Source organism: Pandoraea terrae (assembly GCF_902459695.1).
GTDB lineage: Bacteria > Pseudomonadota > Gammaproteobacteria > Burkholderiales > Burkholderiaceae > Pandoraea > Pandoraea terrae.
In genome coordinates this window covers 60,216-73,412 of sequence record NZ_CABPRZ010000016.1, presented here as the reverse complement: position 1 = coordinate 73,412, position 13,197 = coordinate 60,216, and the positions used below count along the sequence as shown (strand labels likewise).

The following is a 13,197-nucleotide window of genomic DNA, read 5'->3' as shown; positions in this document are numbered from 1 at the left end:
CCGGAAGGACTGCGCGCGCTGCTCGTGGCCGAAGCCGAACTGGGCGAGCGCATCATGCGAGCGTTGATCCTGAGGCGCGTCGCGTTGATTGAGCACGGCGGTGGCGGCCCGATTCTGATCGGCTGTGGTAGCGAGCCCGGAATGCTCGGGCTGCAAGGCTTCCTGCGCCGCAATGGTCATCCGCACACCGCACTCGACGCCAAGACCGACCAGGACGCGATCTCGCTGCTCGAGCGCATCACGGCAACGCGCGATGATTTCCCTCTGGTTGTCTGCCCCGACGGCAGCATCCTGCGCAATCCTGACCACGGTCAGCTCGCGTCATGCCTCGGGCTGTTGCCGGAATTCGACGCCACCCATATCTACGATCTCGCAGTGGTCGGCGCTGGCCCCGCCGGACTGGCGAGCGCGGTCTACGCGGCGTCAGAGGGTTTGTCGGTCACCGTGTTCGATTGCCGCGCCCCGGGAGGGCAAGCCGGCGCAAGCGCGCGCATCGAGAACTACCTGGGTTTCCCCACCGGCATCTCGGGCGAGGCGCTTGCGGGCCGCGCGTTCGTGCAAGCCCAGAAGTTCGGCGCACACATCGCCATTCCGCTGGAAGTGAAGGCACTGCATTGCGCTGAGAACCCGATGCTGCTGGAGCTCGCCCGTATTGCGTAGCCACCCGGCTCGTTGAGCTGGGTCTCCGCGATATCGTTGAACATGGCCTCGCCGTTGTCGGCAAACACCGAATCGCGATCATGAGTCCGAATCATCGCAAGTTTGCGTTGACGCTACAAGGCGAGAGATCGCGGCAAAACCGCGTTCATCCCATCGAAACGGTGCACTCCGAATTGCGCCGACGCTGCGTCGGCATCTAGCCGGAACACCGCGACGGCATCGCGCAAATGCCTGGCCTGCTCTTCAAGCGAACCGGCCGCCGCTGCCGCTTCCTCGACCAGCGCCGCGTTTTGCTGCGTCACTTCGTCCATCTGCGCCACGGCGCGGTTGACCTGCTCGATGCCGCCGCTTTGCTCCGCCGACGCCGCCGAGATCTCGCCCATGATGTCCGTCACGCGCTTGACCGCCTGTACGATCTCTTCCATCGTCTGGCCGGCTTGCGCGACCAGCTGCGTGCCGTCCTGGACCTCGTGCGCGGAGTCTTCGATCAGCGCCTTGATTTCCTTGGCCGCCGCCGCGCTGCGTTGCGCCAGCGTGCGCACTTCGCCCGCCACCACCGCAAAGCCTCGGCCCTGCTCGCCGGCCCGCGCCGCTTCCACCGCCGCATTCAGCGCCAGGATGTTCGTCTGGAAGGCGATGCCGTCGATCACGCTGATGATGTCGACGATCTTGTTCGAGCTCGTGGAAATGCCCTGCATCGTGCCCACCACACGCCCGACCACTTCGCCGCCGCGCGCCGCGATCTCCGATGCGTTCACCGCCAATTGGCTTGCCTGACGCGCGTTGTCCGCGTTCTGCTTGACCGTTGCCGTCAGCTCTTCCATGGAGGACGCGGTTTCCTCGAGCGAAGCCGCTTGCTGCTCGGTACGCGCCGACAGGTCCGTGTTGCCGGCAGAGATCTGCTGGGTGGCCGTGACAACGGTGCCGGTGACTTCCTGCACCCTCCCCACGGTGCGGACCAGGCTGTCTTGCATTTCATTGAGCGCTCGCATAAGCAACCCGATTTCATCTTTCGAGGTGACGTCAATCAAGCCGGTGAGGTCGCCGGCGGCGACAGCCTGCGCCATTTGTACGGCCCCACCCAACGGCCGCGTAATGCTACGAGCAATCCACCAGGCAAAGCCGATGCCTATCAGGATTGCGCTCACCCCCAGCCCCAGCATCAGGTTGCGCGCCGAGTCGATGGCGCCGCCCGCCTGCGCGGTGACAATGGCCGTTTGCTGCCGCTGCAGTACGACCATCTCCCTGATGTGATCCTGCAATATATCCAGGGCGGGTAGCGTTTCTTTACGCACCAATTCGGTCGCTTCTTCTTGCCGCCCATCGTCCAGCAACTTTCCGACTTTGGTGAAGGACACCACATACTGCGCGCGGGTCTCCTTGATTTTTGCCAGCAGGGCCTTGCCTTGCGCCGATGCGACCCGTCGGTCCAGCGTTTCGAGGGCCGCATCTATGGCCCTTTTGTTGTCCTTGATCGATTCGTGAATCCTCGTCACGTATCCCTTGTCGGGCGCAATGAAGAGTTCCAGGGTATTTCTGGCATTCGCGCGGGTGCGTGCGTTGATGATTTGAGCCGCGTCCAACTTCATCTGACGGTCGGCGACTTGGCGGCTATTTTCAGAGACACCGGCGAAGCTCGACGTCCCCACCCCGACCAAAGCGGCCAGCAGTAATAGAACAAGCCCGAACCCGATACCCAAGCGGACGCCGATTTTCATATTCGAAAAAAAATGCATGCCGTTCCCCTATTTATGGTGGCGTATTGTTTCGGACAATTGCCAATATCCATGACACCTTACGCGTAGATTGTGTCACCTCGGTTGTCAGCCGTCTTCCCAGTTGATATCGCAGCACAGCACCCGCAGACCTTCGGGCACCCTCAGCGCCAGCGAGAGGGTCACGCACATACGGGAATTGGCTACCGACAAATAGGGCCGGCTGATCTGGAGTTCGCCCGGCTGGGCCAGCGCCCGATAATGGTAGGGTTTGCGCGACCAGTTGGCGCCAGCCGCCCCCTCCATCGGGGCAAAGCGGGACGCAGTCAGTTCGCGCCCGGGCGGCAGCAAGCTGGCACCGATCTGCACACCGGCGGCATCGATCAGATAACAACGGTCCAAGCGGGAGCGTGCCAACAGTTGAGCGCAAGCTGCAGACATCGAGCTTCCCTCGCGTAACTGCCAGGCCACGCGCTTGAAATCGGTGACGTACGGCTCAAGCGATCGGCACGGCCCATCTTCGGCAGAGGCCAAGGTTTGGATGGTCATCAATTCGGCAATACCGCCGTCGCCCCGGTGCAACGGTTCGGCAGCCGGGCGGGAAAAATGGAACCCTTGCACCAGATCGATATCGCAGTCGAGCGCGATGGCGGCCTGCTGCGGGTTTTCCACCCCTTCGATGAGTGCAAGGCTGCCAGCCTCGTGGATCAGAGAAATCACTGCCGGGAGGACGCGGCGCGCCTTGGCGGAGTGTGCGGCGGCGGCAATGACCTTGCGGTCGAGTTTCACGATATCGGGGCCCGCCCTCCAGATACGTTCGATGTCGGAGGCGTTGGCACCGAAGTCGTCGAGTGCCACCAAACACCCCATGTCGCGGTACCAGGCTACGGCGTCGCTCAGCAGCGAAAGATCCGGAATCGCGCCCTCCAGGATTTCCACCACGACTCTCGAGGCCGGAAAGTTGTGCCAGTCCAGAAGTTCTGCGAAGAACCCGCCAAACGCCTCGTGGCGCGAGAGGATCTGGGTCGAGACGTTCAGAAAGAGCCAAGTCGGGTCCGTATCCCCATCGCCGTGGCACCGATAATTGTGCAGATGCAGAGCCCTGCATAGACGGTCCAGAAATACGAGCTCCGAATCATTTTGGGCCGTCGAAAACGCCTGCGGCGGAGGTACAGCCGCGCCGCCACCGTCGGTTGCCCGCAGTAGTGCTTCGTGACCCACGATGCGACGATGCGCCGGACTATATATCGGCTGAAAATGGCTGCGCAGGCGCAGTCCCCTGAAATGGCCGACCGCGCGGTCACCTTCCATGTTGATGGCACGTTCAAACGCATCCAGGGGCGCAAGCGCACCGCCGCTGGATATGGAGCCTGTTCTTGCTTTTATCATGATGGTAAAAATGACGATCCTGGACCGTTCAAGTGTCAGGTCTGTCGTCACTTGTTTTTCTGCTGGCAAACCGTGCTCGACTTCCCCGACATGGGGCTGCAGCAAACTCCGTGCCAGATACCGCGGCTTCGCTGGCTTAATGCACGCCCGGGAATGTGAGCATTCCTACCTACGCACCGCAGCGGTGCTTCGCCGCGCCAAATGCGGGCTCGGCCTGACCCTGCACCAAAATGAATACCGTTCTGCAGACGTGTTGCGCTTCGGACGCTTGTGAATTTGCAGCACCCTTGGTATACCGACGACGATCCTCTGTATCACTCCCCCACGGCAGCATGCGGAAAATTGACAGGATCGTATCGAAGGTCGACCTCCGAACTATCGCCCACTTGGACGCATCCTATCGACGCTTCGGACGTTATCCCAATGTGTAGATCAGACTAATCGGAAAATTGCCGAAATCGTTTAGATTCCCGGGTTTACGGGTTGTGCCGGCCCGCTTGCCTCTCTACACTGGGTTCGTCGCTTCTACCAACCGCAACCGAGTTTGACGACTCGAAACCTCTTTGGGTGGCGAACGGCCGCATTCTGCGGCCGAGCTCGCCGGCGCATATTTCGGCCCGTGAATCGTTGGGCGGGCCTATGCGAGGACTCCTCCGGGGGTGCCGTTAGTCCAAGAGAGGAACGGTTCGTCAACCTCGCCTAGTGCCCGCCCGCCCCAGCCATTGCGGCTGGGCGTACGGGGAAACGTATCTGCTTTGTACGAGGTATGCTCGAGCGAGACGAAGGTGGATGCAATGAGCTTTCTCATGGGGCGACTCCGTGGCTTGGAAGGATCGAGCACCCCGCAATTCTACGCGTTTGCCTCTGTCGAAGCGCGGTGTCCGGGCTCCGCGAAGCGCCCGTCGTTGGCTTGAGAAAGCCAGTTAGGCGGATGTCCGCCCTTGGCGGGGGCAGCGGATGCCTTCACCCGGCTCACAGCAGCCATTCACACGCCATGCGCCTGGTCACACCTTCTTGACGAATTCGGATTTCAAGCTCATGGCGCCAAAGCCGTCGATCTTGCAATCGATATCGTGATCACTGCCTACCAGCCGGATATTCTTTACTTTGGTACCCATCTTGATCACTCCAGCCGAACCCTTCAGCTTCAGGTCCTTAATGACGGTGACGGTATCCCCGTCCTGCAAGACATTCCCCGCTGAATCGCGATAAACCTTGCCAACCACCTCGATCGGCATAGCTGCTTGCTCCGACCATTCATGTGCACACTCCGGGCAGATATAGATGCCCCCATCCTCGTATGTGAACTCGGAACTGCAGTTGGGACACGGGGGGAACGCGCTCATGTGTAATCCTTGATGCCTAACGAAGGCTATGAAAGCAGGGAAGTATATCGCTGTTCGGTGTCTCGCTTATCCTGCCGAGCTCACGACGGCAAAGTTGCGCGTCTGTTTTCGGGATGTCTGATGGGCGGCTTTGGGTCGAAGATGCGTATTCGTCGAAGTTGGAATCAGACGTTCGCAGCCACTTAGCGACGCACGTCCGGTCAGTGCCGCGTCGCGGACGCGTCAACGCCGACACGCAGACGCCCGCTCCGGCCGAGTTTCCGTCCGAGGCCGAAACGCAGTGATACGATGTCGGGCCTTGCAGCAGGCGGGGCGTGGCAACGCGGGATTCCCGGGGCGTTGCGGCCGCAGGAACATAGACTCCGTGATACGCGCAACCGATGCGGATCGAACCACCCCACTCGGCAGTCAGCGCTCACTCTTTCGCTGCCACGCAATGATGAAGTCACCGTGACATTGATCGGATTCCGATATTGATATTTCCCTTTCAATCCGCCGGCATCCCAAGAAAATGCCAATGATTAAGCCGCTTGACCATCGAGAGATTTTTTCTATACTCAACTGGCAGTCGCTGTAACGGGAGTCAGATTCACGATACATATAATAAACAAAGGACCAGTCATGTCGAATCGAATCAACGCGACCGCGCGCGGCGCCTTACATGCGACTGCCATCTTCGCAAGATCGTTCACAATACGAACGCGCCCGAAACGCTGCAAATACTGACGGCAACCGGGATTGCCGGGACTGTCACGCCATTTCGTAGCGACTGAGACTCTTCGTTCGACCGCCGCTTGCACGGCGCCGCGCGAGGGCGCGCTCGTCAACCAATCGCCATTTCAGGAATTATTTCCATGGAAACTAATCAGTTATCCAAATTAAAAGACGGAAATGGAGCATTCGAACAAACACAACTTCCCGAACCGGACGCACCCGTCGTTGCCAAGGGAACACCAAGGGTGACAACGGACACCCCGGCGCATCGGGCCGTCCGCCCTCCGCCCACGCCCCGCCTCGCCGCCGGCGAGCAGACCGCATCGCCGACCGACAAGCTCTACACGGAGCTGGCCCGCGTTTTCGGCAACCAGAATCCGCAACAGCTCTTCTCGCTGGTGTGGCCGGGCACGGTGCTCAATGCCGATCCGTACAAGCTGCCCGAAGGAAAGGTCGGCACACCGGACACGCTCGTGCAAATCGCCCAGTCGGTGCTCTTCGACCAGTACTACCCCATTGCCCCGATCACCCAGCCTGACGGCACACGCGTTTCCGACCGATACAGACAAGCGCTCGAGGCGTTCGGCCCGGTCCCCAACGAACGGTTGCTCGACCTGCAACGGGTCATCCGCGCCCGGCTTGACCAGAAGGTGCAGGTCGATATAAACGGGGTGCAGACATCCGTGACATTGCTCGAAAAGTTCTCGATACTTCAGGAGCGCTGGATCGAGAAGAAGCAGGCGTGGGCCAAACTCAAGTCCGACGAGTACCAACGCCTCAAGACGAAAGGCGACGCGGACTGGTGGGACCAGTACGTCACCTGGTACGAGAACAACGCGCAGGGCTATATCGACGCCATCAATGCCTCCTACAACCGGATGGTGGCCGACTTTCCGCTATCGGAGTTCGAGGACGCGCTCGCCATTCTCGACGCGCACGATGCCGCCGCTCTGCTCCGCGCCAAGCAGGACGTACGCAATGCTGCGATCCCGATTCCGCCCGAGGTCGGCAACTTCTTCTACAGCACCCAGGCAATTCCGGGCGATTGGGGCAGCGCCCTGAAGCCGTCGACCACATTCACGGACCTGTTGGCGGCGCCCGACGCGTTACAGCGCTACCAAGACCTCTGCATCGAGCAATTGACGCAGCAGATCTTCGCATTCAACGCCGTGCTCTCGCAGATTCCCGCATCGGCGGACAAGGACGCCATTGCGCAGGCCCTGCACGATTTCAATTCGGCGCGTGAGGCCTATTACACCGCAACGAGCGACTTGATCAAGAACTATACGGACAACACGGTACTGGCGGTCAAGACCTACCTGCAATACAAGCAGGGTAACGACGCGCAGAAAACCGCCGGCGCGAACGACCTGATCACGAAGCTGCATGACCAGAACGGCGGAGAGGAGAAGAAGCTGGTCGACAAACCGGGAAAGCCGAACTGGCAGGAAGTGGCCGAAGCCGTCGGCGACGCCCAGAAGAAGCTGGTCGACGACACCGGCAGCATGGTATCCAAGGGGCAACGCCTTGCCGATGCGGCGACCAAGTATCTGAAGACCGGCGCGGGCGCAGGGCTGCGCGAGATGATCGAGCCGATCCTGACCAAGCTGAACGCTCAGTTGAATACCCTGCTGTCGTCGTTTAACAATTTCAATGCTTCCGCCGGGCGCGCCGTCGTGCTCAATGGCGACGGACTCGCCACTCTGGCCGGCGGCACGTCCGACACACCGGAATTCGCATCGGTGGCGGACGCCGCGATCAATCGCCGCTGGGCGCCGATTACGCTGACCGTCTCGCAAAGCGACATGGCGGCCCAGTCCAGCACCAGCACGTCGTTTTCCCAGACCAACTGGAACGTCGACCTGTTTTTCGGCAGCGCGGGGGGGGAAAGCACCGAGGCATCGCAAAAATTCGCCGCGAATTTCATGGACAGCGAATCCAATATCCAGATCGGCATGCTCGCGACCAAGGTTGTGATAGAGCGGCCGTGGATGCACCCCGAGGTCTTCGCCTTGACCAGACAGTACTTCAAGGCACTCGACACAGTGGTCACCACGCCGGCGGACGCCAGCCTGACCAAGGACACGCTGCTGGCGAAGGCACTTGGCGGCGAAGCCACGAGGGAGATCGCCGCCGCGAACTGCAGCAGGCTCGCAAACGCCACCCTGCCCGGCTATCCGGTCGCCGTGCTGTTGGTCAAGGACGTGACCATCAAGCTCAGGATCAAAACCTCCGCCACGAAAGCCTTACAGGAACACTCAGAGCGCAATGTCTCCAATGGCGGCGGCTTCCTGTGCTTCAGCGTGTCGCGCACGGAGGCATCGTCCGCCGACAGAAAATCGACCACGAGCTACGCGATGGCCGGCGATTACGTGTTCCGGATTCCTTCGCCGCAAATCATCGGCGTGTGGAATCAGATCCTGCCGCCGGATCAATCCACCTTTCTCAATTCGGACGCGCTCGAACGCATCATCAAGTTCAACGTGCCGGAGCAACTCACGCGCAGCATCGCTGCGATGCGCCCCCACAGGGAAGTGGCACCGAAGCGGGGAGCGCCGCCGCAGTAAGGCTTGGCTGCCAGTGGAGTCATGTATGAACCCAATTTTCATATTCTCGACGCGGGAGCACGATGATGAGCCTCAAAACGATACTTGAAGCGCAATCGAAATGGACTTGGGACACGATGGAAAGCAGCGCACATCTCGGCGAGATGGTTCGGGAAGATGCGCTGACGAGCGTCAATCTCGCCATGATCTACCGGCAGGCGGTTGAACAAGGCATTGACGACTTCTACATCACTAGCACACAGGGCGCGAAGCTGGAAGTCGAGTACGGCGCCGACTGGCTGTGGGGGCGTGGGGAGCAGGCGTATCTGGTGCAGGCGAAGCGGCTTAACATCATCGCAAGAGCACATCTGACTTCCTACAAAATCGATCTGCCGCAATTGTTCGACTTGCTCGATGCCGCCGAGGCGTTGTCGGGATCGAACGGCTATCGGGTCCACGCGGCCTACGTCTTCTACAACGCGATGCTCGGTGACAATTTCCCCCGCGCCGATTACGGCTGCACGTGCGTGGACGCAGCGACACTGGCCGGGTTCATCAAGGAAAAATCGCATCAGGATACGTGCCTGGTCAGCTTTGCAGATGCGATGCAGAAGCTGGATGCGCGTCCTTGGCATCAGATGTTCTAGGACGCGCCATCACACCTGCCCCAAAAGAGCGGGGGTCAACCGTTTGAAGTCGGATGAATCAACCGGGCCGCCGTAGTCCCCCGTCACACTTCCTTGAAGATTACACGGCCCCTGGAGGTGTGGGGTTTGCGGGTGCCGGGCTACTCTGCCGAGTCGTGCATCTCGTCCGGCCAATGTTGGACGCAGTGAAGTATGCAAAGAATGTGTACGCGATTTTCGAATGGTTCAGTCTCGCCTGCGAAGGCAGAAACGGCCGCGGTCATGACGGCGGCTAACAATGGGTGCGAAAGGCAATCATCGGCTGTGGACTCAACCGGTCGACGCAATGCCCACCATGAGCAGCGTATCGATACCCTGCGCGGAAAGCCGCACCCGCAGGTCGGTACCGAAGAACACGCCGGCACGATGCGCGATGATGAGCGGTTCAGTGGCCTGCTGGCCGAGTTCCGGCGAGATCTGGTCGTCGACGAACCGTCCAAGTTGCTTGATTCCCTGCCCGTTCCTGTTCAACGGACTGACTTCCGGATAGCTGGGACGAAAGTGGATCGTGGCGAAATAGACGCTGACGCCCTTGCCCCGCGCAGCGTCACACAGCTTGCGCGTATTGGAGAGCAAAGTGGGCGGGATCCGTTTGGCGCGTTTCCGGATCTTTCACCGACGTCCGAGGGATTGTCCTATGGGGACAACGTATTTGTGACTTGTGGGGCGCCATACATGGGACGTTCAGCGGCGCATGGCTCGGACTCGCACCCACCGGACGGCGTTTCACGTGCGACCGGTCAGGCCTTCGGGCTGGCCGCGAGTCAAAAATCCTTTCGCATTTTGTGAAGCAACTCACGGCCCGATTGGTGCGTGTTCACCGCGTTGATGATGTCGGTAAGAAACCAAGGCAGGTTCAGTTGCGTGTCGGAATCGCCAGCGCACACGCGGATCAACGGAGGTTTTGACGGGGATTGGGGGCCCCGCGTCGCGTCAGGAGACGCCGGCGGGACGCAATTTCTTGCATCCGCCGGAACCGGTGGGACGTTGTCCTGACTTGCGCCGAAGGCTGTCGGCAAGCTGGCGGCGGCAAGCACAATCAGTACAGCGGTAGAGCCAAGGCGCTTCATACATGTCTCCGGCGATTCTCCTTTGACAAGGCGAAAGATCACGAGTTCGGTGAGGTGAGATGCGCGCTGTCAAGCCGTCGCACTCAGCCAAAGGCCGAAGTTCCGCCCAGATTCATCTTGAACGCGTGCTATCAGACTTGGCAAGCGTTGCCCGCGGATCGAGCGTGGCCAAGCGCTGCGGTGACAACCGTTCGCCAAGCGACAGCCCCAACAGCACGATAACGGCCAGCGCCAGCAGCGCCGACAAGACCTGCCAGAAGCGCACCGGATTGCGCTCGATCAGCGGGGGTTCCCGGTGCCGCTGTTGCTGCCGCGGCACGCGCAGATCCTGGATGAACTCGGATAGGGCTTCCTGTCTTTTGTTTGGCAGCGGATGCAAGGCACGGCGCAGGGCGCTGTCGATCCATAGCGGCAACTCCGGCCGCCGATCGCGCACGCTAACGTAGTTCAGCCGGCTCACGTCGGCAACGCTGCGCAGGCGCGTCACTTGGAGGCCGTAGGGCAGTTGGCCAGTCAACATCTGGTAGGTGATCACCGCCAGTGAGAACAAATCCGATTCGGGCGTACCGCCCTGCCCTACGAAGTATTCGGGCGCGGCATACTGCAGTGCGCCGACCGGCGCCAGCGCATGTGGATCACTACTGCCCTCGGCCAGCCCGGCAACATGCACGGCCGCGAAATCGATGATCTTGGCGGTGCCGGCCCGGTCGATCATGACATTGTCCGGTCGCAGATCCTGGTGAAGCATCTCGCGCCGGTGGAACGCCTGCAAGCCACGGGCGATCTGCTCGACGATCTGCCGCACGTCCTCCAGTGGCGGGCTCGGGTTGTCGATCATCCATTGCCCAAGCGTCTGGCCGTCGATGAATTCCATCGCCACATACAGATGCCGGCGCTGGCGGTCTGTGGCGTGCGGCCTGGCCACGTGCGCATTGTCGATGCGGCGCGCCACCCATTCTTCCAGCAGAAAGCGGTCGAGGTAGTCGGAGTTCTCGCGCAGGTCGACAGAGGGCGTCTTGAGTGCGACGCGCGCGCCGGTGTGCAGGTCGAGCGCCAGGTGGACGTGGCAACGTGCGCTGGCGACCAGCTCTCGTTCAATGCGATAGCCCTCGAACGCCATGCGTGGCTGCAGCGGCGGCGGCAGCGCCAGTTCGGCGCGCTGACGCGACAGGCGCGTGCTATCGCCCACGGGCAAGGCCTCGACGCGCACGAGCTGAACCGTCACGTTGTCCTGGCTGCCACGCGCCAATGCGGTAGACACCAGCGCTGCCGCTGCGGCGTCCAGGTTCTGCGGATGCTCGGCCAAGGCCTGCTGCACGGCGGCGGCATCGAGATATTCGTACGCGCCGTCGCTCGCCAGCACGTAGACTTCGCCAACCTCGGCCGGCCAGCACCGATAGTCAACCTCGACGGTAGGGCCGACGCCCAGCGCGCGTCCCAGATAAGACTCAAGCGAGGACACGCGGATGCGATGGTCCTCGGTCAACTGCTCCCAGGCTTGCGCGTGCAACCGGTAGACACGCGAATCGCCCACGTGCAGCAGATGCACGTCGCGCCCCTTGAAGATCAGCGCGCTGAAGGTGCAGACATAGCCGCGATCCTTGTCGAAGCGCGCATCGCCGCGCTGGTTCTGCGCATGCAGCCAGGCGTTGGTGGCTGCCAGCACGCACCGCGCCGAACGGCGCACGGTCCAGGCTTCGGCGGTACAGTAGTAGTCGTCGAGGAAACTGTGCACCGCTGCGGCGCTGGCCACCTGGCTGACGGCGCTGCTGCCGATGCCGTCGGCCAGCGCCACGGCAATGCCCTTGGCGCTGCGCCTCGGCTCGGCCGGCAGCGCGGCGCCATGAAAATCCTGGTTGATGCGCTTGCGCCCGGCCTGGGAATGCTGGCCGAGCGCGACGCGCAGCGATTGCATCTCAGGCCACGACCCGCTTGGGCGCGGTCTTGTAGTGCGTGCTATACAGCGTCGCGCCAACAAAGGTGATGCCGCCAACAATGTTGCCCACCACGGTGGGAATCTCATTCCACAACAGGTAGTCGATGAACGTGAACTTGCCGCCCAGCATCAGGCCCGAGGGAAACAGGAACATGTTCACCACGGAGTGCTCGAAACCCATGTAGAAGAACACCAGGAGGGGCATCCACATGGCAATGACCTTGCCCGACACCGAGGTCGACATCATGGCGGCCACCACGCCCGTCGACACCATCCAGTTGCACATCACACCACGGATGAACAGCGTCAGCATGCCGGCCGCGCCGTGCGCCGCATAGCCGAGCGTGCGGCTCTCTCCGATGCCACCGATCTTCACGCCGATGATGTTGGGCGCCTCGGAGAAGCCAAAGGTGAAGACGATGGCCATGAACACCGCCACCGTGAGCGCACCGGCGAAGTTGCCGACGAACACCAGGGCCCAATTGCGCAGGACACCCGCCCAGCTGGCGCCTGGGCGCTTGTCCAGCACAGCCAGCGGGACCAGCGTGAAGACGCCGGTCAGCAGATCGAAGCCCAGCAGGTAAAGCATGCAGAAACCCACGGGAAACAGCAGCGCGCCGATCAGCGGATTGCCCGTGTTGACGTTGACGCTGACCGCGAAGGCGGCTGACAGGGCGAGGATTGCGCCGGCCATGTAGGCGCGGATCAGGGTGTCGCGGGTCGACATCAGGAGTTTGGACTCACCGGCATCGACCATCTTGGTGACAAACTCGGCAGGAGCAAGGTAGGCCATTGGGTTTCCTTTGAGCGGAAGGGCAAGAAAGCAGAAGGCGCCCACGCCCCTGCACCGGCCGAAGCCAATGCAGGGGCGGGACGCCGTTGTCCGTAAATTCGAGTCGCCCGCACCGCGAACACCGCGCCGCGCACTTGGGGGACGTCACCAAGCCGCCGTTGGCCTGATGTTTGTCCTCAAGCACAATCCATGCCCGCTGCGCAGCGCAAGTACAGCCGCGTTTCATCCCTTTGCGCATGGGCGTCGCCGCACACTCTCGGTGCGCAAGCACCGTGAGCGTCCGCAGCATGCTCAATTCCGGTGCGTAGCGCCGAATGTCCGCAAACCAGCCGTTTGCGACCG

Annotated in this window: 8 protein-coding genes and 2 pseudogenes; 3 read left to right on the top strand and 7 right to left on the bottom strand. The window is 61.5% G+C overall.

From position 1 onward, the window contains the following. Window positions 1-648, top strand: a pseudogene (locus PTE30175_RS29065) (NAD(P)/FAD-dependent oxidoreductase); the annotation flags it as partial. Between the two features lie 125 nt (window positions 649-773). On the opposite strand, the gene PTE30175_RS18120 reads toward PTE30175_RS29065, so the two are convergent. The 3 genes from PTE30175_RS18120 to PTE30175_RS18110 all read right to left on the bottom strand — a co-directional run bounded on the left by PTE30175_RS18120 (window position 774) and on the right by PTE30175_RS18110 (window position 5,110). Further along, window positions 774-2,396, bottom strand: coding sequence for a methyl-accepting chemotaxis protein (locus PTE30175_RS18120; RefSeq protein ID WP_150698463.1), 1,623 nt, complete (start codon window positions 2,394-2,396; stop codon window positions 774-776). 87 nt (window positions 2,397-2,483) lie between these two features. Continuing rightward, window positions 2,484-3,815 carry a sensor domain-containing phosphodiesterase gene (locus PTE30175_RS18115; protein WP_224788844.1) on the bottom strand — a complete coding sequence of 444 codons (1,332 nt, stop codon included), beginning with the start codon at window positions 3,813-3,815 and terminating at the stop codon, window positions 2,484-2,486. A gap of 953 nt (window positions 3,816-4,768) precedes the next feature. Then, window positions 4,769-5,110 carry a zinc ribbon domain-containing protein YjdM gene (locus tag PTE30175_RS18110; protein ID WP_150698462.1) on the bottom strand — a complete coding sequence of 114 codons (342 nt, stop codon included), beginning with the start codon at window positions 5,108-5,110 and terminating at the stop codon, window positions 4,769-4,771. 959 nt (window positions 5,111-6,069) lie between these two features. Between PTE30175_RS18110 and PTE30175_RS18105 the strand changes: the two genes are divergently transcribed. Beyond that, complete coding sequence (locus PTE30175_RS18105; RefSeq protein WP_150698461.1) at window positions 6,070-8,391, top strand: hypothetical protein; 2,322 nt, start codon at window positions 6,070-6,072, stop codon at window positions 8,389-8,391. A gap of 62 nt (window positions 8,392-8,453) precedes the next feature. Further along, window positions 8,454-9,017 carry a hypothetical protein gene (locus tag PTE30175_RS18100; protein ID WP_150698460.1) on the top strand — a complete coding sequence of 188 codons (564 nt, stop codon included), beginning with the start codon at window positions 8,454-8,456 and terminating at the stop codon, window positions 9,015-9,017. Window positions 9,018-9,329: 312 nt separating this feature from the next. On the opposite strand, the pseudogene PTE30175_RS18095 reads toward PTE30175_RS18100, so the two are convergent. The 4 genes and pseudogenes from PTE30175_RS18095 to PTE30175_RS18080 all read right to left on the bottom strand — a co-directional run. Next, window positions 9,330-9,665, bottom strand: a pseudogene (locus PTE30175_RS18095) (isochorismatase family protein); the annotation flags it as partial. 155 nt (window positions 9,666-9,820) lie between these two features. Further along, complete coding sequence (locus PTE30175_RS18090; RefSeq protein ID WP_150698459.1) at window positions 9,821-10,126, bottom strand: hypothetical protein; 306 nt, start codon at window positions 10,124-10,126, stop codon at window positions 9,821-9,823. Window positions 10,127-10,238: 112 nt separating this feature from the next. After that, window positions 10,239-12,041, bottom strand: a complete 1,803-nt coding sequence (locus PTE30175_RS18085) for a bifunctional protein-serine/threonine kinase/phosphatase (RefSeq protein ID WP_150698458.1) — start codon at window positions 12,039-12,041, stop codon at window positions 10,239-10,241. Between the two features lies 1 nt (window position 12,042). Next, on the bottom strand, window positions 12,043-12,855 hold the full coding sequence (locus PTE30175_RS18080) for a formate/nitrite transporter family protein (protein ID WP_150698457.1): 813 nt from the start codon (window positions 12,853-12,855) through the stop codon (window positions 12,043-12,045). Between the last annotated feature and the right edge of the window lie 342 nt (window positions 12,856-13,197).